Origin of the sequence: Lysobacter yananisis (genome assembly GCF_031199375.1) — a bacterium.
In the GTDB taxonomy this organism is placed as follows: Bacteria; Pseudomonadota; Gammaproteobacteria; order Xanthomonadales; family Xanthomonadaceae; genus Lysobacter; species Lysobacter yananisis.
The window spans coordinates 5816148-5837512 of the sequence record NZ_CP133568.1; the positions used below are offsets into that span (position 1 = coordinate 5816148).

A 21365-nucleotide genomic window follows, 5' to 3' on the forward strand; every position below is an offset into this window, starting at 1 on the left:
CCCCGCCGGACGACGCCGAACCGTCGTCCGCATGCCGCCGCATTGCCATCGCGATGTAACCTGCCCGCCAAACTACGCGATCGCGCCGACGGCGCCGATCGCGCGCGCAACGCCGCCGAAATCGACGCCGCGCACGCAAGTTGCCGTCCCGATTGGAGCATTCCGGCCGACCGTGCACATCCGGCCGACAGCACCGGGTCCACAATGCCGCCCGTCCCGTGTCATGGACACGTCATAAAACGGTAGTGTACTGGCGCGGTTTCAGGGACGAACCCCTACCCCGCCTCCCCTCGGTGACCGTGTGCAGAAGCGCATCCTGATAGTCGAAGACGAACCCGCCATCCGCGACATGGTGTCCTTCGCCCTGCGCAAGGGCGAATACGATCCCGTCCACGCCGGCGACGCCCGCGAAGCCCAGGCCGCGATCGCCGACCGCGTACCGGACCTGATCCTGCTGGACTGGATGCTCCCGGGCACCAGCGGCCTGGAACTGGCCCGGCGCTGGCGCAAGGAATCGCTGACCCGCGAGATTCCGATCATCATGCTGACCGCGCGCGGCGAAGAGAACGACCGCGTCGGCGGCCTGGAAGCCGGCGTCGACGACTACGTCGTCAAACCCTTTTCGGCGCGCGAGCTGCTGGCGCGCATCCGCGCGGTGCTGCGCCGCTCGCGCGAGGACGACGAAGACGGCAGCGTCGGCGTCGGCCCGCTGCGCATCGACGGCGCCGCCCACCGGGTGTTCGCCCAGGTCGACGGCGGCGACCAGCCGGTCCAGATCGGCCCGACCGAATACCGCCTGCTGCATTTCTTCATGACCCACCCCGAACGCGTCTATTCGCGCACCCAACTGCTCGACCACGTCTGGGGCGGCAGCGTGTACGTGGAGGAGCGCACGGTCGACGTGCACATCCGCCGCCTGCGCAAGACGCTGGAGCCGCACCGGCTCGACGGCATGGTCCAGACCGTGCGCGGAGCGGGCTACCGCTTCTCCGCCTCGCTCGCCGCGTAAGCTGGGGGTATGCCGCCCCGCGCGCGCTCCGCCTGGTTCCGCACCCTCGGTCAGCTCGCGCTGATCCTGGTCGGCGCCGCCGTACTCGGCATCCTGGTCGGCTACCCGTGGCCGATCGTCACCGCCGCCGCGATCGGCGTGGTCGCCTGGCATTACTGGCGGCTGCGCCGGGTGCTGATCCGGCTGACCGCGCGCCAGCGCCTGACCCCGCCGCTCGGCGAAGGCATCTGGAACGAGCTCGACCGGCTGCTGCACCGCAGCCAGGCCGAGATGCGCGGGCGCAAGCGCCGGCTGATCGAAATGCTGCGCGCCTACCGCGCCGCCGCGGCGGCGATGCCCGACGCGATCGTGGTGGTGGAACGCAACAGCCAGCGCGTGCAGTGGTTCAACGAAGCCGCGACCGGCCTGTTCGGGCTGCGCTACCCGCGCGACATCGGCGCGCCGGTGGTCGACCGGCTGCAGCCGCTGCAGATCTCGCACTGGCTCGCCTCGGGCCGCAACGCCGAGCCGCTGGAAGCGGCCTCGCCGTGGAACCCGGCGGTGACCCTGAGCCTGCGCCTGATCCCGTACTCGGAAAACCTGTGGCTGCTGGTCGCGCGCGACGTCAGCCGCATGCTCCAGCTCGAACAGATGCGCCGCGACTTCGTCGCCAACGTCTCGCACGAGCTGCGCACGCCGCTGACCGTGGTCCACGGCTACCTGGACATGCTCGATCCGGAGGAACACCCGGACTGGGCGCCGATGCTGGCCGAGATGCAGCGCCAGTCGCAGCGCATGACCCAACTGGTCGAGGACCTGCTGACGCTGTCGCGCCTGGAATCGCAGGACAGCCTGCCGGCCGAGGAAAACGTGTCGATGTCCTCGATGCTGGCCACGCTCAAGCGCGAGGCCAATGCGCTGAGCCAGGGGCGGCACGAGATCGCGATGGACGACCTCGCCGGCGTCGATCTGTTCGGTTCGAACAAGGAACTGCACAGCGCGTTCTCGAACCTGGTCAGCAACGCGATCCGCTACACCCCGGCCGGCGGCACCATCCGCATCCGCTTCCGCCCCGAGAGCGCCGGCATCGCCCGCGGCTGCGTGCTGGAGGTGGTCGACAGCGGCTACGGCATCCCGGCCGCGCACCTGCCGCGCATCACCGAACGCTTCTACCGCGTGTCCACCAGCCGCTCGCGCGAGAGCGGCGGCACCGGCCTGGGGCTGTCGATCGTCAAGCACGTGCTGCACCTGCACCAGGCGCGGCTGGAGATCGCCAGCGAAGTCGGCCGCGGCAGCACCTTCGCCTGCCACTTCATTCCCGAACGCATGCGCCGCCGCGACCAGTACGGCGAATCGCAGTCGGATACCCTTCTCCACGATGCACTGCCCTGACCGGGCGAACCGCAACCCAGGATGCAACGCAGCGCCATGAACGCGATGACCGAACCCTCGCTCGACACCGACCCGCTGCGCGACGCCTCGCTGTACTTCAACCGCGAACTGTCGCAACTGGACTTCAACTTCCGCGTCCTGGCCCAGGCCCAGGACCCGCAGGTGCCGCTGCTGGAACGGCTGAAGTACCTGTGCATCTCCTGCACCAACCTCGACGAATTCTTCGAGATCCGCGCCGGCACCCTGCGCCACGCCCAGGACCTGGGCCTGGCCCCGGGCCCGGACGGGCTGGCGCCGCAGACCGTGCTCGCGCGCATCCACGACCGCGCCGCCGAGCTGGTCAAGGCGCAATACGAATGCTGGAACGACGTGCTGCGCCCGGCGCTGCAGGACAACGGCGTGCGCGTGCTCGGCCGCAATTCCTGGAACGCGCGCCAGACCCGCTGGCTGCGCGCCTACTTCCGCGACGAGATCATGCCGGTGCTGTCGCCGCTCGGACTCGATCCGGCGCACCCGTTCCCGAAGATCCTCAACAAGTCGCTCAACATCGTGGTCGTGCTCAAGGGCAAGGACGCGTTCGGCCGCGCCGGCAACCTCGCCATCGTGCGCGCGCCGCGTTCGCTGCCGCGCATCATCCAGATGCCGGAGAACGTCTCCGGCGGCCAGCACGACTTCGTGTTCCTGTCCTCGGTGCTGTCGGCCTTCGTCGACGAGCTGTTCCCGGGCATGGAGGTCAAGGGCGCCTACCAGTTCCGCGTGACCCGCAACTCCGAGCTGCTGGTGGACGAGGAAGAGGTCGACAACATCGCCCTGGCCCTGCGCGACGAACTGGTCGGCCGCGGCTACCTGCGCGCGGTGCGGCTGGAGATCGCCGAGCAGTGCCCCAAGCCGATCGTGCGCACCTTGCTGGAGAACTTCGACCTGCCGGAGAACGCGGTCTACCGCATCAACGGCCCGGTCAACCTCAACCGCGTGATCCAGGTCTACGATCTGGTCCAGCGTCCGGAGCTGAAGTTCCCGCCGTACCAGCAGCGCGTGGCGCCCGGGGTGGAGACCATCTTCGACACCGTCGCCGACGGCGACATGCTGCTGCACCACCCGTTCGACTCGTTCGCGCCGGTGCTGGAGCTGATCCGCCAGGCCGCCGAAGACCCGAACGTGCTGGCGATCAAGCAGACCCTGTACCGCGCCGGCAAGGACTCGCCGATCGTCGAGCAGCTGATCCAGGCCGCGCGCAACGGCAAGGACGTGACCGTGGTGGTCGAGCTGCGCGCGCGCTTCGACGAAGAGGCCAACCTGGGCCTCGCCGACCGTCTGCAGGAGGCCGGCGTGCAGGTGGTGTACGGCGTGGTCGGCTACAAGACCCACGCCAAGATGCTGCTGATCGTCCGCCGCGAGGGCCGCAAGCTCAAGCGCTACGTGCATCTGGGCACCGGCAACTACCACAGCGGCACCGCGCGCGCGTACACCGACTTCGGCCTGATCACCGCCGATCCGGACATCGGCAACGACGTGCATCTGATCTTCCAGCAGCTCTCCGGCCTGGCGCCATCGCTGAAGCTCAAGTGCCTGCTGCAGTCGCCGTTCACCCTGCACGCCGGCGTGCTCAAGCGCATCGACCGCGAGACCAAGCACGCCCGCGCCGGCAAGCCCGCGCGCATCGTCGCCAAGATGAACGCCTTGAACGAGCCGCAGGTGATCCGCGCGCTGTACCAGGCCTCGCAGGCCGGCGTGCAGATCGACCTGATCGTGCGCGGCGCCTGCACCCTGCGTCCGGGCGTGGAAGGCGTGTCCGACAACATCCGGGTGCGCTCGATCGTCGGCCGGTTCCTGGAGCACCACCGCGTCTATTGGTTCGCCAACGACGGCGCCCCGGACCTGTTCTGCTCCAGCGCCGACTGGCTGGAGCGCAACCTGCTGCGCCGGGTCGAGACCGGCTTCCCGATCCTGGATTCGGACCTGCGCGGCCGGGTCTACGAGGAGGCGCTGGCCAACTACCTGGCCGACAACCTCAACTCCTGGGAACTGCAGAACGACGGCGGCTACGCCCGGATCGCGCCGGCCGACGGCGCGATGCCGCACTCGGCCCAGGCGACTTTGTTGGCTAAGTTGTGCGGATGACCGAAAATCCCGCGCATGAATAACGTATTCCCGACCAGCCGCCTGCCGCTCGAGGACGGCGACCTGCTCGCCGCGGTCGACATGGGCTCCAACAGCTTCCACATGGTGGTGGCGCGCTACGTGCTCGGGCAGCTGCGCACCGTCGACCGGCTGCGCGAGACCGTGCGCATGGCCGAGGGCCTGGACCGCAAGGGCGGCCTGGCCCCCGAGGTGCGCCAGCGCGCGCTGGAGTGCCTGTCGCGCTTCGGCCAGCGCATCCGCGACGTGCCGCCGCAGCGGGTGCGCGCGATCGCCACCAACACCGTGCGCCGGCTGGCCGCGCCGCAGGCCTTCCTGATGCCGGCCGAATCGGCGCTGGGCCACGCCATCGAAGTGGTGTCCGGCCGCGAAGAGGCGCGCCTGATCTACCTCGGCGTCGCCCACGCCCAGCCGTCCAAGCCCGGCGAGCGCCGGCTGGTGATCGACATCGGCGGCGGCTCGACCGAGTGCATCGTCGGCGCCGGCTTCGAGGCGATCGAGCGCGAGAGCCTGCAGGTCGGCTGCATCGCCAGCACCCGCCGCTTCTTCGACAACGGCAAGCTGTCGAAGAAGAAATGGCGCGACGCGCTCAACGAGGTCTCGGCCGAGTTCCAGCAGTTCGCCGGCACTTACCGCAGCCTGGGCTGGCACGAGGCGCTGGGTTCGTCGGGCACCAACAAGGCCATCGGCGAGATCTGCGCGGCGATGAAGCTGACCAAGGGCGCGGTCACCGCCGAGGCACTGCCGGTGCTGCGCGACGAGCTGCTGCGGGCCGACCGGATCGAGGCCATCGACCTGCCCGGCCTGTCCTCCGACCGCCGCCCGGTGATCGCCGGCGGCATCCTGATCCTGGAAGCCGCGTTCAACGTGCTCGGCCTGCAGCGCATGGCCATCAGCAAGGCGGCGATGCGCGAGGGCGTGCTCTACGACATGCTCGGCCGCGGCGGCGCCGACGACCCGCGCGATGCGGCCGTCGCCTCGCTGGTCAAGCGCTACGGCATCGACGAACCGCAGTCCAAGCGGGTCGAAGCGACCCTGCTGCGCCTGTTCGACCAGGTCGCCAAGGCCTGGAACCTCGATGCCGACGACCGCCTGATGCTGCTGCGCGCCGCGCGCCTGCACGAGTTGGGCCTGGCGATCGCGCACAGCCAGTACCACGTGCACAGCTCCTACGTGATCGAGAACTCGGACATCTCCGGCTTCTCGCGCCAGCAGCAGCAGTTCCTCGCCGCGCTGGTGCGCACCCACCGCCGCAGCATCCCCAAGAGCGCCTTCGACGCCCTGCCCGACCGCCTGCTGTCGGCGGTGCGGCGCAGCTCGGCGCTGCTGCGCCTGGCGGTGCTGCTGCACCGCGCGCACGAATCCGACCCGATCCCGCAGCTCGACGCCCACGCCGAAGGCAACACCCTCACCCTGACCGTGTCGCGGCGCTGGCTGGACTCGCGCCCGCTGGTGCGCGCGGACCTGGAGGGCGAGCCGCAGGACATGGCGGGCTTGGGGATTTCGCTGAAGCTGCTGGCCGCCTGAGGCGCCGTCCGGGCCGCATGCGCCCGCGCAGCGGACTTACCGCCGGAACCTTCCCTTGAACCGTCCGGCGGCGCTCAGCCTCGGCTTCGCGCCGCCAGCAGCTCGACCATCGTCTCGCGCATCAGATACTTCTGCGGCTTGCCGCTGATCGTCATCGGCAGCGCCTCGACGAACTCGATGTAGCGCGGGATCTTGTAGTGGGCGATGCGCCCCTGGCAGAACCCGCGCACCGCCTCGGCGTCGAGCGCGGCGCCCTCGGCCAGGCGGATCCAGGCGCAGACTTCCTCGCCGAATTTTTCGTCGGGCACGCCGAACACCTGCACGTCGGCGATCGCCGGGTGGGCGTAGAGGAATTCCTCGATCTCGCGCGGGTACACGTTCTCGCCGCCGCGGATCAGCATGTCCTTGAGCCGGCCGACGATGCGGCCGTAGCCGTCGGCGTCGATGGTGGCCTGGTCGCCGGTGTGCATCCAGCCGTCGCCGTCGACGGCTTCGGCGGTGCGCCGGGGATCGCCCCAGTAGCCCTGCATCACCGAATAGCCGCGGGTCAGCAGTTCGCCGATGCCGCCGCGCGGCACGGTGTCGCCGTTCTCGTCGACGATGCGCACTTCCACGTGCGGGTGGACCCGGCCGACCGAATCCACGCGCCGTTCCAGCGGGTCGTCCGGCACGGTCTGGAAGCTGACCGGGCTGGTTTCGGTCATGCCGTAGGCGATGGTCACCTGCTGCATGTGCATGCGCCCGACCACCTGCTTCATCACCTCCACCGGGCAGTTGGCGCCGGCCATGATGCCGGTGCGCAGGCTCGACAGGTCGAACTCGCCGAACTGCGGGTGCTGAAGTTGCGCGATGAACATGGTCGGCACGCCGTGCAGGCCGGTGCAGCGTTCGGCGGCGACGGTGCGCAGGGTCGCCAGCGGGTCGAAGCCTTCGCCGGGAATCACCATGCAGGCGCCGTGGGTGACGCAGGCCAGATTGCCCAGGACCATGCCGAAGCAGTGGTAGAACGGCACCGGGATGCACAGCCGGTCGCGTTCGCTCAAGCGCATCGCTTCGCCGACGAAGAAGCCGTTGTTGACGATGTTGCGGTGGGTCAGGGTCGCGCCCTTGGGTGCGCCGGTGGTGCCGGAAGTGAACTGGATGTTGATCGCGTCGTCCGGCGACAGTCGCGCGCTCACCTGGTCCAGCAGCGCGTGCGCGGCCGGGTCGTCGCAGGCGGCGACCGCGTCGAAGGCATGCGCGCCGGCCGGCGGCGGGTGCGCGCCCATGACCAGCACGTGGCGCAGGTCCGGCAGGCGCCGCGCGCGCAGCAGTCCGGGCGGATGGCGGCCGAGTTCCGGCGCCAGTTCGCGCAGCATGTCGAGGTAATGCGAGCTCTTGAACGAGGGCACGATGGCCAGGGCGCGGCAGCCGACCAGGTTGAGCGCGTACTCCAGCTCGTGGGTGCGGTAGGCCGGATTGATGTTGACCAGCACCAGCCCGGCGCGGGCGCTGGCGAACTGCAGCAGCACCCACTCGGCGCGGTTGAGCGACCACACGCCGATGCGGTCGCCCGGCGCCAGGCCCAGCCGCAGCAGGCCGGCGCCGAGCCGGCTCACCGCGGCGTCGAACGCGCGCCAGGTCAAACGCACGTCCTGCGGCGGCACCACCAGCGCCTCGCGGTCGGGCCACTGCGCGGCGATGCGCGCGAGCATCGCGCCGATGGTTTCGTCGAGCAGCGCCGGCGCGGCGGCGCCGACGACGTGGCTGAGGGCGGGGTCGGGGGCGATGCGGTCTGGACTCATGCGCCGAGCATAGCCGCTGGCGCCGTGGCGCCATCGCGCCCTGCGCCGCGCGCGAGCGCGAATCCGTGACCGCGACGGCGAACGCTCGAACGCCACGGCCAAGACGAACCGGCGCGCGCGCGCGCGCCCGGCTTCGCGACCCGCCGCCGCATTGCGGCGACGGGACCGGCGCCGTGCGCGGAGGCGCGATGCGGATGCCGCGAGCCGCGACCATCGCGCTCGCCAGACGCCGGGCGCCGTCGCGGCCGGATCGGCTGCCCAATACGGCCGCCCAGCACGACCGTCTTCGGCAGTAAGGTCCAAGATCGCCTTATTGATGTATAAAGCATCTATTGATATGTTCAAAGCATCCTATCCCTCCCCCCCCACTGGACCCGGCCCCGGCCGCAAAGCCGAGCCGGCGCGCTCCAGCGGCGGGCACCAGAAACAGCGAGGCGAACGGTGGGCGTGCAACTGCCGGCATGGGTCTGGGTGGGAGGCGGCGTGCTGGCCAGCGTGGCCGGCATGGTCAACGTCGCCGGCGTGCTCGGCTTCGAGCACCAGGCGCTGACCCACCTCACCGGGACCGCCACCCTGCTCGGCGCCGCGGCCGCCGCGGGCCGGCCGCTGGCGGCGCTGCAACTGTTCGGCGTGATCGCCGCCTACCTCGCCGGCGCGATGCTGAGCGGAGCCATCGTCCAGGGCCGCTCCCTGCGCCTGGGCCGGCGCTACGGCGTGGTGCTGTCGATCGAATCGGCGCTGCTGTTCGCGGCCGTGCCGCTGTTCCGCCACGCGCCGATGCTCGGCGGATTGACCGGGGCGATGGCGATGGGACTGCAGAACGCGATGGCCACCACCTTCAGCGGCTCGGTCCTGCGCACCACCCACCTGACCGGCATGTTCACCGACCTGGGCATCGGCCTGGGCCATGCCCTGCGCGGCCAGGACGTGCCGCGCCGGCGGATCCTGCTGAGCGCGCTGGTGATCTGCGGCTTCCTTGCCGGCGCGGCGCTCGGCGCAGCGCTCTACCGGCAGTGGGGCTATCGCATGCTGTACCTGCCGGCGGTGCTGACCGGCGCGGCCGGCAGCGGCTATGCGCTGTATCGCCAGTTGCGGCCGTTCTCCGACTGAGCCGGCTTTGAGCGAGCTGGCTTCGAGCGAGTTGGCTTCAAGCGAGCCGGCGTCCAGCGCGCGGGCATCGATCGGGCCCGGCGCGACTCAAGCCCGCCGCGCCGGGCGCGCTAAGACGAACGGCGACCCGCGCCCGCTGCGCCGCGGCTCACTCCGGCGGCGACTTCAGCCGCACGCCGCGGCCGGTGCCGTAGCTGGGCATGTTCTCGCCGATCAGCTCGACGCCGGCCGCGTCCAGCGCGTTGATGATCTTGGTCAGGGTATCGACCACGCCGCGCACGTTGCCCTGGCTGGCTTCCATGCGCTGGATCGTCGGCAGCGACACGCCGGCCTTCTCGGCCAGGGTCTTCTGGTCCATGCCGACCAGGGCGCGGGCGGCGCGCAATTGGCTTGCCGTAATCAACGTCGCGGCTCCGTGGCCGATGAGGGAACGATGCGGATGGCGCCGGCACAGGAACGGGCGATGCGGGAACGGGCGATGCAGGAACGGACGGTCCGGAAACAGGCGGTCATCGTGGCGTGCGGCAGCGGCGGTGTACGCGGTTGCGCATCATCGCCAATTGCGTTGCATTCGGCATCCGCCTGCGTCGCGCTTGTTTTTACTACATCCATATTGATGTGTAAAACATCTTTCGCTAGGCTTTTTCCATCCACACCGGCCGCTCCCGTCGTTCGCGACGGGCCGCCGCCTTGCCCGCGGCCGCGCGCGCCGGCGCCGCTTTCCCCTGCAGGAGTTCGACATGATCGTGAAAGACAGCAATGGCACCGCGCTCGCCGACGGCGACTCGGTACTGGTGATCAAGGACCTCAAGGTCAAGGGCACCTCGGTGACGCTCAAGCGCGGCACCTTGTGCAAGAACATCCGCCTGACCGACGACGAGGAACTGATCGAGTGCAACGTCGAGAAGGTCAAGGGCCTGGTCCTGCGCACCGAGTTCTTGAAGAAAGCCTGAGCGCTTGAGAAGGCGCGGCCGCTCGAACAAAATTCGCGCGCCGCGACCGCGGCCGCGGGAGACCACCGATGACGCGCGACGATCCGGAACTGACAGCGCTGCGCGCGCGCATTCCCGCGTTCGGCTGCCGCGCGGGCTGCCACGACTGCTGCGGGCCGGTCACGGCCTCGGCGCAGGAAATGGCGCGGCTGCCGTTCAAGCCCGAGGCCGAGCGCGACGCCGCACTGGCCGCCTGGAGTTGCCCGCACCTGGGCCCGCACGGCTGCGAGGCCTACGAGGAACGGCCGCTGATCTGCCGGCTGTTCGGCACCACCCCGCGGCTGCGCTGCCCCAACGGCTGCGGGCCCGAAACGATGATCGACGAAGCGGCCGAGAACGCGGTCCACGCCTATCTGCGGCGGACCCGGCAAGTGCTGGTGTGACCGCGCCGCCGCGCGGCGCCCGGGCCATGCGCCCGGGCGCGCCGGCTCGCTTTAGCCCGCCTCAGCCCACATGCTCCGCGGCGGCGGCACTGCGCTTGGCCGCCTCCGCGCGCAACTGGGTCGCCCGCACCAGCACCGGCGGCGGGCTGATCTCCTCGGGAATGCGGAAGATGCCGATCCGGCGCAGGAACTGCCCCGGCCCGCGCGCGGAAGTGAAGGCCACCACCGGGATCGACACGATCAGGCCCAGGATCACCGGCGACATCCACGCCGCCAGCGGCGGCGAAATCGCATAAGCCATGCCGCCGATCAGCACGCCGAACAGGGTCAGCCCGCCGTAGCTGCGGATCAGCCCCGACAGCGGCAGGCTGCCGTCGTCGCGGCGCTGCGACTCCCAGCCCGAGTCCTTGCCCGACAGCACTTCGGCCACGCCGCGCGACTGCAGGTACATGGTCACCGGCGCCATCAGCGCGGCCAGCAGGGTCTCGAAGATCATGCTGAAGAACGCGCGGATCGCGCCGCCGCAGCCGCGCCGGGTCTCGCGGTCGGTCAGCAGCGCCAGGTAGGCCATGAACTTCGGCGCCAGTAGCACCGCCATCGTCGCGATGAACACCCACAACACCCGGTCGGGATCCTGGTCGCGCCAATAGGCGCTCGGCGAGAAACCCGGCAGGCGGATGCTCTGCCAGCGGAAGTAGTCGACCTTGTCGAGCGGGATGACCAGGCCGATCAGCATCAGCATCGCCCACATCGGCGCGGTGAAGTAATGGCCGATGCCGATCATCAAATGCATGCGGCTGATCCAGTGCAGGCCGCGCGCCGGCAGCACCGCGGTGTGCTGCAGGTTGCCCTGGCACCAGCGGCGGTCGCGCACCAGCATGTCGGTCAGCGACGGCGGGCCTTCCTCGTAGCTGCCGACCAGGCCCGGGATCATGTGCAGCGCCCAGCCGCCGCGGCGCATCAGCGCGGCTTCGACGAAGTCGTGGCTCAGCACGGTGCCGCCGAACGGCTTGCGTCCGCGCAGTTCCGGCAGGCCGGCGTGCTCGGCGAAGGCGCGGGTGCGGATGATCGCGTTGTGGCCCCAGTAGTTGCTCTCCGCGCCGTGCCACCAGGCGATGCCGTAGGCGATCACCGGGCCGTACACGCGGCCGGCGAACTGCTGCATGCGCGCGAACAGGGTCTGGCCGTTGACGATCATCGGCAGGGTCTGGATCAGCGCCACGTCCGGATGCCGCTGCATCGCCCCGGACAGCTTCACGATCACCTCGCCGGTCATCAGGCTGTCGGCGTCGAGGATCAGCATCTGCGGATAGGCCGCGCCGAAGCGGCGCACCCACTCGGCGATGTTGCCGGCCTTGCGCTCGGCGTTGTTCTTGCGCCGGCGGTAGAAGATCCGCGCATGGCCGCCGGTGCGTTCGCGCAGCGCCTGGAACGCGCGGATCTCGGCCTGGCGGATCGGTTCCTTGGTGGTGTCGCTGAGGATGAAGAAATCGAACTTGTCGAGCTGGCCGGTGGCCTGCACCGATTCGTAGATCGCCTGCAGGCCGGCCATCAGCCGCTCGGGATCCTCGTTGTAGGTCGGCGCCAGCAGCGCGGTGCGCTCGTCCAGCGACGGCAGTTCGCCGCCTTGCTTCAGGCCCAGCCGCCAGCGCCGGCGCGACAGGATCAGCACGAAGCCCGCCAGCGAACTGGTGAAGGCCAGCGCGATCCACGCGAACAGGAACAGGAACAGTCCCAGCAGCGCGCCTTCCAGCAGGTTGAGCCCGCCGACGTAGAGCACGCGCAGGATGTGGTACGCCGCGACCAGGGTCAGCAGCGCGGCGCCGCCGATCACATAGAGGCGGCGCAGGGCCATGCCGCGCGGCGCGGTCGGCAGCGGCTGGGGCGACAGCGCCCCGGCCTTGAGCGACTGCACCGGCATCGCCATCGGCGATTCGGGCGGCAGGGCTTCGTAGGGCGCGGAGGCGGCGGGGCGGTGCGGCGGTGCGGCAGTTGCGTTCATGCGGTCCAACGATAAAGCCAGGTTTCGGAAACGGGGCCGGACGCGTCCTCCATGACCGCGCGCAGTTCGACCGCGCGCGCGTCCCCGGGTTGAAGTTCGAACGACAGGCGCCAGGCGCCGCTGCCGTCGATGGCGCGCGCGCTGGCGTTGGCGATCCGGCCGGCCGAGGCCCAGACCACGGCGCGCATCGCGGTGTCGCGCGCGAGCTTGGGCAGGCGGCCGCCGTCGAAGTCGAGCACGATCAGGCGCGCGTCGCGGCCGCCGGCGCCGATGCGGGTGCGCGACACCGTGGCCAGCTCGGGCTTCCACGCATGCTTCGCGCACCAGTGCAGGCGGTAGTCGAAGCGGTGCTCGCGCCCGGCCGCCAGCGGCGCGCGCGGGCGCCAGAACGCGACCACGTTGTCGTGGTACTCGTCGCCGGTCGGGATCTCGACCAGGTGCACCGCGCCCTCGCCCCAGTCGCCGACGGGCTCCACCCACAGGCTCGGGCGGCGCTCGTAATGGGCTTCGCTGTCGGCGTAATCGGCGAACGCGCGCTTGCGCTGCATCAGCCCGAACGCGCGCGGGCGGCGGTCCTGGAACGCGCTTTCCTGCACGTTCTTGGGATTGTGCAGCGGCCGCCAGATCTGCTCGCCGGCGCCGTTGAACAGCGCCAGGCCGTCGGAATCGTGCACGGCCGGGCGGAAGTCGTCGACGCCGCGGCGGTCGGTGTCGTCGAAGTGGTACATGCTGGTCAGCGGCGCGATGCCCGCGCGCTCCAGCGCCACCCGCGGGTACAGGCGCAGGCTGGTGTCGAACGTGGTGTCGGCGCCCGGCGTAACGACGAAGCGCATCGCACCGGCGGTGCTGGGGCTGTCGAGCAGCGCGTGCACGACGATCGACGCGGCGCTCTTCGCCGGCCGCTCGATCCAGAACGACACGAACGCGGGAAACTCTTCGCGATCGCCCGCGCCGGTGTTCAGCGCCAATCCGCGCGCCGACAGCCCGTACAGCAGGTCGCGCGCGACCGCGCGGAAATAGCTCGCGCCGAGGAACGCGCAGACCTCGTCGAAATAATCCTTGCGGTTGATCGGCGCGTGCACGCGGAAGCCGGCGAAGCCCAGGTCGGCGTCCGCGGGCGGGCGCGGCGCCTTGCCGAAGTCGAACAGCTCGCTGCGATAGCGCACCGGCCGCGCCTGCCCGGCCTCGACCAAGTTCAACTCGACCCGCTGCTTGAACAGGAACGCGCGGTGGAACAGCTGCAACTGGAACGGCAGGCCGTCGTTCTTCCACAACGCCTGGCCGGGATCGAAGCGGATGTCGCGCCAGCGGTCGTAGTCGACCTCGCCCAACCCCGCCGGCAGTTCGCTCGCCGGCGCGCGATAAGGCTTGGCCGCGAGCGCGCGCGCCAGCGCCGGCACGGTGTCGGCGTCGAAGGCCTGCGCCGGCCCGGCCGCTTCCGCCCAGGCCGGCCATGCGCCGCCCGCGGCCCAGGCGGCCAGCGGCAGGCCCAGTCCGGCCTTGATCAGTTCGCGTCGGTGCAAGCGGCGGTCCCCTGGAAAAGTGGTGCCGACGGATCGGCGGATCAGATAAACGGGGCGATTGTAGGGACAGGCTTGTTAACGATCCGGAAGGCGCGGGTTCGCGCAAGCGATTGACGGATCGGGGCAAAACCGCTGTCCGCGCGAGGTTTCGTGACGCCGTCCGGATGAAAACGATTCCGGAAACCGATTACCCGGGCGCGGTCACGCCTGCGTCATGCACCGGCAACCGCAGGGACACGGCGCGCGCCCAGGATTGCGCAAACCGGAGCCTGCGCCATGCGCTACGCGATCGTCACCGAGACCTATCCGCCGGAGATCAACGGCGTCGCCCTGACCGTGCAAGGTCTGGAGCGGGGTCTGCGCGCCCGCGGCCACGAGGTCGCGGTGGTGCGCCCGCGCCAGGCCGCCGACGGTACGGGCGACGGCGCCGATCACGAGTTGCTGGTGCGCGGCCTGCCGTTGCCGCGCTACCCCGGCCTGCGCTTCGGACTGCCCTGCGCCGCGCGCCTGCGCCGCGACTGGGCCGCCCGCCGTCCCGATGCGATTTACGTCGCCACCGAAGGCCCGCTGGGCGGGTCGGCGCTGAAGGCCGCGCGCAAGCTCGGCATTCCGGCCGCGACCGGCTTCCACACCCGCTTCGACGAATACATGCGCGACTACGGCGCGCCGTTCCTGGTCGGCGCCGCGCTGGCGTGGATGCGCCGCTTCCACAACGGCGCCGACGCCACCCTGGTGCCGACCCGCGAACTGGCCGAGTTCCTGCGCGCGCGCGGCTTCGAGGACGTGGTGCGGCTGCCGCGCGCGGTCGATACCGCGCTGTTCGATCCCACGCGCCGCATGCCGTCGCTGCGCGAGGCCTGGGGCGCGCCGGGCGACGCGCTGGTGGCGATTTACGTCGGCCGGATCGCACCGGAGAAGAATCTCGACCTGGCCGTGCGCGCGTTCCGCTCGCTGCAGCAACGCCGGCCGCAGGCGCGCTTCGTCTGGGTCGGCGACGGCCCGTCGCGCGAGAAACTGCAGCGCGACAACCCCGACTTCGTGTTCTGCGGCGTCCAGCGCGGCGAGACCCTGGCCGCGCACTTCGCCAGCGGCGACCTGTTCCTGTTTCCCAGCCTCAGCGAAACCTTCGGCAACGTCACCCTGGAAGCGATGGCCAGCGGCGTGCCGACCGTGGCCTTCGACTACGGCGCCGCGCACGAGCACCTGCGCGACGGCGAGCACGGCGCGGCGGTGAGCAACGGCGACGACGCCGGCTTCATCGACGCGGCCGTGCGCATCGCCACCGACGACGCCCTGCGCGCGCGCATGGCCCGCGCCGGCCGCGAAGCCGTCGGCGGCCTGCGCCCGCAACAGGTCGCCGCCGATTTCGACGCGGTGCTGCACGGCCTGGCCGAACGCAACGCGCGCGGCACGCCGAAGCGGCTGCCGCACGACGCCCGATCCGACAACAAGCCCGAGCAGGAGGTCGTATGAACCGGTTGCCCTTGCGCAAGCGTCTGATCGCCGGCGAATCCGGCTGGTGCCTGCGCGCCAATCGCCTCGGCCAGCGCAGCGGCTCGCGCGCGTACTTCGCCGCGGTCAGCCGCCTCGGCGACGGCGTGTTCTGGTACGCGCTGATGGCGGTGCTGGTGCTCGCCGACGGCTACGACGGCCTGCGCGCCTCCGTGCACCTGGCCGCGACCGGCGTGATCGCGCTGGCGCTGTACAAGGCGCTCAAGCGCTGGACCCGGCGCCCGCGCCCGTTCGCTTCCGACCAGCGCATCCATGCCTGGGTCGCGCCGCTGGACGAGTTCAGCTTCCCGTCCGGGCACACCCTGCACGCGGTCGCCTTCAGCCTGGTGGCGATGGCGCACTATCCGGCGCTGGGTTGGATCCTGGTGCCGTTCACCGCCTCGGTGGCGGCGTCGCGGGTGGTGCTGGGGCTGCACTATCCCAGCGACGTGCTGGCGGCGACGGTGATCGGCTCGACCCTGGCGGGGATTTCGCTGTGGCTGGTGCCTGGGGTGACGTTGTTCGGTTGAGGGTGGGGGGCGGTTGCGTCGCTGTCGGGATGTCGCGGTTTTCGCCGCACGCGAAGGCGGGCCTTGGCGGTTGCGTCGTGACTGAAATTTCGCGGTCGCGGCTTGCGCCGCTCCTACAGGTAGGCCATGGCGGTTGCGTCGCGGGTGAAACTTCGCGTTCGCGGCTTGTATCGCTCCTGCATGGGCTGGCTGTAGGAGCGGCGCAAGCCGCGACCGCCATCGCGCACGCTCGCTGCGTCGCTTACTGCCCCTCGTCCCACTGCGTCCGCTGCGCGCGCGCGATCGCCGGCTTCCACTGCCCCGCCCAATCGCGGTCGTTGGCGACCTGGGCGCGTTCGCGGCTGGCCTCCAGCGCGGCGAAGTCGAGGTCGGCGAAGGCCCAGCGCTGGTGGCCGCGGGTGGTCGCCAGCACGCCGTCGGCCGGCAGGCCCGCATCCATCGGCGCGTACACCGCGGCCTCGCCGGTGTTGGTGTCCAATGCCGGACTCCACAGCGCCTCGCCCGCGGTCACCGCCTGGGCGACGAAGGCGCGGTTCTCCAGCGCGCGCGCCAGGCAGCCCACGCGCACGCGGGTGGCGCCGGCCTGGGTGTCGGTGCAGCTCGGTGCGATCAGCAGCCGCGCGCCGGCCTCGCACTGCGCGCGCACCGGCAGCGGGAATTCGATGTCGTAGCAGATCGCGATGCCGGCGCGCTCGCCGGCGAGGTCGAAGGTCTTGAGCGCGTCGCCCGGCTCGATTACTCCGGCCTGTTTCTCGAAGCCGGTCAGTTGCAGTTTGTCCTGCCACAGCCGCCCGCCGTCGGGCGCGAAGGCGTAGCTGCGGTTGCGGTAGCGGCCGCGGCCTTCGTGGTCGTAGAGGAAGCTGCCGGCGACGACGTGCAGGCGCAGCTCGCGCGCGAGCAGGCCGAACAGCGCCAGCCAGGCGTCGTGGTACTGCTGGATCGCCACCAGCGAGGCGTGCAGGTCGCCCTGGGTGGCCGCGCCGAACGTCGCGCCGAGTTCCAGCGACAGGTACTCGGGCAGCACCGCCAGCTGCGCGCCGCCGGCGCGGGCCTGGCTCAGCCATTGCGCCTGCTTGTCGGCGAATTCGGCGAAGTCGCGCGGCGCGCCGATGGCGTACTTGGCCACCGCCACCCGGATCGTCGAGTCGGTCATCGCGCGCGCTCCAGCGGCCGCAGCCAGAAACTCAGGGAATGCTCGCGTTCGCCGCGGCCGACTTCGTTCCACGGCAGTTTCGCCACCAACTCGGGCCGGTGGGTGTAGCCGCGCTTCTTCCAGAAAGCCTCGTTGCCGCGATGGAACGGCGGCCGGCGCGGATCGCCGGGCTCGCGCTCGACCGCGCAGAAACCGGTCCAGCGGAAATCGCCGAGCGCGCGCGCATGCGCCTCGCGCGCGTCGAAGAACCGATGGCCGACGCCGAGGCCGCGGTACTCGGGCAACAGCACCGATTCGCCGCAATAGAACACGTGCTGGGCCTGGACGAGATGGCCGTCGAAGGCGGCGCGGATCTCGGCCATCTCGTCGATCAGCGGCAGGCCGGTGGAGGCGCCGACGATGCGCTCGCCATCGAAAGCCAGCACCGCCACGCCGCGCCAGGAGTCGCGGTAGACCTGCAGGTACTGGGCTTCGTAGGCGGCGTCGCCGTCGTAGAGGTAGGGCCAATCGCGGAACACCGCGATGCGCAGCGCGGCGATCGCATTCAGGTAAGGCGCGATCTCGGCGCCGGTGTAGCTGCGGATCGTGGGCATGGCCTTCTTCATCCGGGCATCTTAGTGAAAGCGCGGGCCGGGCGCGGCGGGGCCGCGTCGTCCGCAAAAAAAACGGCGGTGGGCCCGCGGGACCCACCGCCGTCATCGCCGTCCCTGGCCTTGCCGTCCATGGCCTCGCCCTGCCTGGCGTCGCCTTGCTTGGCCCGGGCGGCGCAGGCGTCTTTCTCTTTCATCGCCGTCCCTGGCGCTGCCTTCCCTGGCCTTGCCGTCCATGGCGTCGCCCTCCTGGCGCTGCCTTGCTTGGGTGACGCCTTCCTTGGCTTCACCTTCCTTGCCTATGCCTTCCGCAACCGCGCCTTCCCTGGCCTTGCCATCCCTGGCGCGCGGCGGCGGTTGGCGATGCGGCATTACTGCGCCGCATCGCGCTCCGGCAGCGGCGGCGGCACCGCGGCCTCGCGGCGCTTGGGCGCGCTGGCGCCGAGCTGGTACCAGTCGACCTTGCGGGTGATCACCATGATCGCGGCCAGGATCGCGAACAGCAGGCCGGCGCCGAGCACCAGGGCGTTGTCTTCGGAGATCAGCAGGCCGTACAGCGCGCCGTACAGGGTCACCAGCATCGCGCCGAAACCCAGCGCGCGCGGCAGGCTGCGCAGCACCGCGCTCAGGTAGAACACCAGCAGGCCGATGCAGGCGACGCTGGCGATCAGGTACGACAGGCCGAACTCGATGTGCTCGCTCAGGCTCACCAGCAGCAGGAAGAAGATCGCCAGCGCCAGGCCGACCAGGCCGTACTGGATCGGGTGGATGCGCAGCTGCTTGATCAGCTCGAACATGAAGAAGCCGACGAAGGTCAGCAGCACGAACAGCAGGCCGTACTTGGTCGCGCGGTCGGCCTGCGAGTAGACGTTGACCGGGTCCTTGAGGGTGACCTGGATCGCGTTGATCTCGCTGCCGATCTCCGCGGCCGCCTCGGGGCCCTCGTCGCCGCGGCCGGACAGGCCCACCGTCGGCAACGTCACCCCGGCCAGGTACTGGCGCTGGGCGTTGGTCGCCACCGACGACACCCGCCAGTCGGCGCGGAAACCGTCGTTGCCGATGCTGTCCGAGCTCGGCGGGAAGCTGCCGCCGTAGTTCGGATGCGGCCACTTGGAGCGCAGCGAGAAGCGGTTGTCCTTGCCCAGCGGCACCAGCGCCAGCGATTCGGTGCCGCCCAGGGTGAACTCCAGTTCGGTCTGCACCTTCAGCTGGGTCGCCGCCGCCGGCGCGCCGAGCCGGGCGTGGATACCGCCGCCGTCGCGCGCGCCCAGGCCGTCCTCGACCGCCGCGTCCAGGCCGTCCAGGCGCAGCTTGGGATCGCGCAGGCCGCGCACGTCGGCGAAGCCGTAGCTGATCCAGGGCTTGCCGATGGTGCGGGCGATGCCGTTGACGGTCATGCCCGGCTCGGCCACCGGATCGGCCGGGATGTTGGCGACGAAACCGGCCTTGGCCTTGCCCTGCCATTCGTACACCAGCACCTTGTACAGGCCGAGCCGGCGCTCGCGCGGGACCAGTTCGCCCTCGACTTCGAGCTTGCCCGGGAAGTAGGTCCAGCGGCCCTGCTCGCGGTGGGCGACGCGCTTGATCACGCCCTTCTCGTCCTTCTCCTCGCTGATCCAGGTGTCCTCGTAGGGCACGATCAGCGCCGGACCGGAGAACGCCTGCGCGCCGGCGTAGCTGCGCGCCACCGTCGCCACGGCCTGGGCCCGATAGCCCTGCCGTTCGTCGATGACCCCGCCGATCATCAGCAGCGGCACCAGGATCGCCAGGGTCAGCCCCAGCACCATCAACATCTTCAACCACACCCGCATGTCGTACTCCTTGTCCGCGACGTTGGCAGCAAGGTTGATGCGCTTGTGCGGGGCAGCGATGGCGAGGCGGTGTGGCGCCGGTGAAGCAAGAGTGAAGCGCGGCGGCCGACGCTAGCGGCCGGCGCAGGCCGCGTTCGCGCATACCGCGGCCTCGCCGTAGCGCGGCTGCAGCGTTTTGCCGAGGATGAAGTCGGTCATCAGGCGGAAATAGCCGTCGGGCTGGCGGGTGGACACGCGTTCGCCGTCGGCCGCGGTCTCGAATTCGTACAGGCCGTGGTCGGCGCGCGCGAACACCGCGCTGGCGATCGGTTTGCCGGCGCGCTGCAAGGCCGCCAGCCGGCGCAGGGTTTCGCCCGGCGGCGCGTCGCGGTCTTCGCCGCCCAGCGCCCACAGCTGCGGAGTGTCGAGGCCGCGCAGCACCGGCATCGGGTCGTAGTGCGCGGGCACGCCGCGGACCAGGCCCGGCGCGTCGCGGCGGATGGTGTCGGCGTCGTTGCCGAGCAGGTACCAGGTGAAGTTGCCGCGCACCGACGCATACCAAGGCGCCTGGGCGTACTGCGCCTTGACCGCGGCGAGCCGCTCGTAGCCTTCGGCGAAGCCGCTGTCGATCAGCGCCGCGGTGGCGTCGGCGATCGCCATCGCGCCGGCCATCGCCGCGGGGTCCTCGCCGAATCCGGCGCGGCGCAAATCGAAGGCGATCGCTTCGCGGTCTTCCTCCAGCGGCGAGACCGCGAGGCCGAAGCCGACCACGACGAAATCGACCGGCGCGATCCGCGCCGCCAGCGGCGCGACCCAGCCGCCCTGGCTGCCGCCCTGGTAGCCGACCCGGCCGATGCGCGCGCCGCCGAGGCGGCGGGCCTCGTCCAGGGCGTGGACGGCGTCCACGGCCAGGGTCAGGTAGTCCTGGGTGTAGCGGCCGCCGGAGGCGCCGGTGCCGCGCTTGTCGTAGACGAAGGTGGCGATGCCGGCATTGGCGAACTCGCGCTGCAACGAGTAGCGCTGCAACGCCGAATCGTGTTCGGCGCCGTGCACCAGCACCACCAGCGGCACCCGGCCCTCGCCCGGCGGCAGGGTCAGGCGGCCGGCGAGCTCGACGCCGCTGCCGCGAAAGCGCGTGTCGCGCTGGATCGTGCGCACGCGCTGTCCCGGCGTGTCGTCGAAGCGCAGGCGACCGTGAGCGCAATCGAAGCGGACGCGATGGCCGTCGGCGCGCCCGGTCCAGCCCACGGTGCTGATCCAGGCGCCGTGCGCGGCCGGCGCCAGCGCGCCGGTGCGGCCGTCGTCGCTGCGCCAACGCAGTTGGCCTTCGACGCCGGGCCCGATGTCGAGCGCGCGTCCGTCGTCGAGGCGGTAGCTGCCGACGGCGCAGAATCCGGCCGCGCGGGGTTCGGTCGCGTTCGCGCCGGGACGGGCGGCGACGGGTTCGGCGGCGACGGCCTGGGTCGCACACAGCAGGAGCGCGAACGCCGCCGAGAGCCGCTGCGCGCGCGTCGGCGTCGAATGCCGTGGCCGTTTCGAGTTTGGCCGTTTCGAGCCTGGCCGATTCGAATCTGGCTGATTCGAATCCGGCCGACTCGAATCCGTCGCCGTTACATCGGTCGCGTTCACATCGGTCGCCTCGCCTGCGGTGTGGTCGCAGGCTCGCACCGTGGCGGCGGCGGTGCCATCGGCGGGCGACGGAATGCGGCTGGGGGCGACGAAGCCGCGCTGGCTCGGGACGGAACCGGACGCGTTTTCCCGCTGCGAAACCCTCACCCCCGTCATTCCGGCGAAAGCCGGAACCCATTTTGATGTTGCACGTGCTTCGCTTTTGCGCTCGCGCGAGTACCGGATCGGAACAAGATCAAAATGGGTTCCGGCTTCCGCCGGAATGACGGCTTGTGGGTCTGCGGGCGCACTCGGACGCAAGCGAATGCGTGCAGGTGCGCGGCCGCTCGACGCTCGACGCTT

At 70.8% G+C, this 21365-nt stretch carries 16 protein-coding genes and 1 pseudogene; 9 read left to right on the forward strand and 8 right to left on the reverse strand.

What is annotated here, in order from left to right:
• Positions 1-301: 301 nt before the first annotated feature.
• From phoB to ppx, 4 genes are read left to right on the forward strand one after another with little or no spacing between them, the layout of a single operon-like run.
• Entirely contained in the window at positions 302-1009 is a 708-nt protein-coding gene (phoB, locus tag RDV84_RS24015; RefSeq protein ID WP_057946945.1) for a phosphate regulon transcriptional regulator PhoB, read from the forward strand.
• A 9-nt stretch (positions 1010-1018) separates the two neighbouring features.
• A complete protein-coding gene (gene phoR, locus RDV84_RS24020) occupies positions 1019-2380 on the forward strand; it encodes a phosphate regulon sensor histidine kinase PhoR (RefSeq protein WP_057946944.1) in 1362 nt (453 codons plus the stop codon).
• Between the two features lie 36 nt (positions 2381-2416).
• On the forward strand, positions 2417-4501 hold the full coding sequence (gene ppk1 / locus RDV84_RS24025; protein ID WP_175429144.1) for a polyphosphate kinase 1: 2085 nt from the start codon (positions 2417-2419) through the stop codon (positions 4499-4501).
• 15 nt (positions 4502-4516) lie between these two features.
• Complete coding sequence (gene ppx / locus RDV84_RS24030) at positions 4517-6046, forward strand: exopolyphosphatase (protein ID WP_057946942.1); 1530 nt, start codon at positions 4517-4519, stop codon at positions 6044-6046.
• A gap of 74 nt (positions 6047-6120) precedes the next feature.
• Here ppx and RDV84_RS24035 read toward each other — a convergent pair whose 3' ends face one another.
• On the reverse strand, positions 6121-7830 hold the full coding sequence (locus RDV84_RS24035) for an AMP-binding protein (protein ID WP_309151870.1): 1710 nt from the start codon (positions 7828-7830) through the stop codon (positions 6121-6123).
• A gap of 441 nt (positions 7831-8271) precedes the next feature.
• Between RDV84_RS24035 and RDV84_RS24040 the strand changes: the two genes are divergently transcribed.
• Entirely contained in the window at positions 8272-8940 is a 669-nt protein-coding gene (locus tag RDV84_RS24040; protein WP_309151871.1) for a YoaK family protein, read from the forward strand.
• Positions 8941-9088: 148 nt separating this feature from the next.
• Here the strand turns inward: RDV84_RS24040 and RDV84_RS24045 are convergent, their stop codons facing one another.
• Positions 9089-9343 (reverse strand): helix-turn-helix domain-containing protein, encoded by a 255-nt coding sequence (locus RDV84_RS24045; RefSeq protein WP_123648929.1) that lies wholly within the window; start codon positions 9341-9343, stop codon positions 9089-9091.
• A gap of 340 nt (positions 9344-9683) precedes the next feature.
• Between RDV84_RS24045 and RDV84_RS24050 the strand changes: the two are divergent.
• Positions 9684-9893, forward strand: a pseudogene (locus tag RDV84_RS24050) (alkylphosphonate utilization protein); the annotation flags it as partial.
• A gap of 68 nt (positions 9894-9961) precedes the next feature.
• On the forward strand, positions 9962-10315 hold the full coding sequence (locus tag RDV84_RS24055; protein WP_057946938.1) for a YkgJ family cysteine cluster protein: 354 nt from the start codon (positions 9962-9964) through the stop codon (positions 10313-10315).
• 61 nt (positions 10316-10376) lie between these two features.
• On the opposite strand, the gene mdoH is transcribed toward RDV84_RS24055, so the two are convergent.
• Both mdoH and RDV84_RS24065 read right to left on the reverse strand, forming a co-directional pair.
• Positions 10377-12317 carry a glucans biosynthesis glucosyltransferase MdoH gene (gene mdoH, locus RDV84_RS24060; protein ID WP_309151872.1) on the reverse strand — a complete coding sequence of 647 codons (1941 nt, stop codon included), beginning with the start codon at positions 12315-12317 and terminating at the stop codon, positions 10377-10379.
• Positions 12314-13840 carry an OpgD/OpgG family glucan biosynthesis protein gene (locus RDV84_RS24065; protein ID WP_309151873.1) on the reverse strand — a complete coding sequence of 509 codons (1527 nt, stop codon included), beginning with the start codon at positions 13838-13840 and terminating at the stop codon, positions 12314-12316. The genes mdoH and RDV84_RS24065 overlap by 4 nt, the downstream gene beginning before the upstream one ends.
• Positions 13841-14116: 276 nt before the next feature.
• Here RDV84_RS24065 and RDV84_RS24070 point away from each other — a divergent pair, with 276 nt between their 5' ends.
• Together RDV84_RS24070 and RDV84_RS24075 are read left to right on the forward strand one after the other, a co-directional pair.
• Positions 14117-15313, forward strand: coding sequence for a glycosyltransferase family 4 protein (locus RDV84_RS24070; RefSeq protein ID WP_309151874.1), 1197 nt, complete (start codon positions 14117-14119; stop codon positions 15311-15313).
• On the forward strand, positions 15310-15861 hold the full coding sequence (locus tag RDV84_RS24075; protein WP_057946935.1) for a phosphatase PAP2 family protein: 552 nt from the start codon (positions 15310-15312) through the stop codon (positions 15859-15861). Before RDV84_RS24070 ends, RDV84_RS24075 begins: the two co-directional genes overlap by 4 nt.
• 241 nt (positions 15862-16102) lie before the next feature.
• Here RDV84_RS24075 and RDV84_RS24080 read toward each other — a convergent pair whose 3' ends face one another.
• The 4 genes from RDV84_RS24080 to RDV84_RS24095 form a co-directional block, all read right to left on the reverse strand.
• Entirely contained in the window at positions 16103-16999 is an 897-nt protein-coding gene (locus RDV84_RS24080) for a carbon-nitrogen hydrolase family protein (RefSeq protein ID WP_309153772.1), read from the reverse strand.
• Positions 17000-17010: 11 nt separating this feature from the next.
• The gene (locus tag RDV84_RS24085; protein WP_309151875.1) at positions 17011-17607 is read right to left on the reverse strand and encodes a GNAT family N-acetyltransferase; all 597 of its coding nucleotides are present in this window, start codon (positions 17605-17607) and stop codon (positions 17011-17013) included.
• A gap of 368 nt (positions 17608-17975) precedes the next feature.
• Positions 17976-19415: a cell envelope integrity protein CreD gene (gene creD / locus RDV84_RS24090; RefSeq protein WP_309151876.1), complete on the reverse strand. Its 1440-nt coding sequence runs from the start codon at positions 19413-19415 to the stop codon at positions 17976-17978.
• 111 nt (positions 19416-19526) lie between these two features.
• Entirely contained in the window at positions 19527-21170 is a 1644-nt protein-coding gene (locus tag RDV84_RS24095) for an alpha/beta hydrolase family protein (RefSeq protein ID WP_309151877.1), read from the reverse strand.
• Positions 21171-21365: the final 195 nt, after the last annotated feature.

Excerpts from the sequence above, each read along its gene's own strand:
- RDV84_RS24055 (WP_057946938.1), top strand. The coding sequence starts at position 9,962 with ATGACGCGCGACGATCCGGAACTGACAGCGCTGCGCGCGCGCATTCCC.
- RDV84_RS24075 (WP_057946935.1), top strand. The coding sequence starts at position 15,310 with ATGAACCGGTTGCCCTTGCGCAAGCGTCTGATCGCCGGCGAATCCGGC.
- RDV84_RS24085 (WP_309151875.1), bottom strand. The coding sequence starts at position 17,607 with ATGCCCACGATCCGCAGCTACACCGGCGCCGAGATCGCGCCTTACCTG.
- RDV84_RS24070 (WP_309151874.1), top strand. The coding sequence starts at position 14,117 with ATGCGCTACGCGATCGTCACCGAGACCTATCCGCCGGAGATCAACGGC.
- ppx (WP_057946942.1), top strand. The coding sequence starts at position 4,517 with ATGAATAACGTATTCCCGACCAGCCGCCTGCCGCTCGAGGACGGCGAC.
- phoR (WP_057946944.1), top strand. The coding sequence starts at position 1,019 with ATGCCGCCCCGCGCGCGCTCCGCCTGGTTCCGCACCCTCGGTCAGCTC.
- creD (WP_309151876.1), bottom strand. The coding sequence starts at position 19,415 with ATGCGGGTGTGGTTGAAGATGTTGATGGTGCTGGGGCTGACCCTGGCG.
- mdoH (WP_309151872.1), bottom strand. The coding sequence starts at position 12,317 with ATGAACGCAACTGCCGCACCGCCGCACCGCCCCGCCGCCTCCGCGCCC.
- ppk1 (WP_175429144.1), top strand. The coding sequence starts at position 2,417 with ATGAACGCGATGACCGAACCCTCGCTCGACACCGACCCGCTGCGCGAC.
- RDV84_RS24035 (WP_309151870.1), bottom strand. The coding sequence starts at position 7,830 with ATGAGTCCAGACCGCATCGCCCCCGACCCCGCCCTCAGCCACGTCGTC.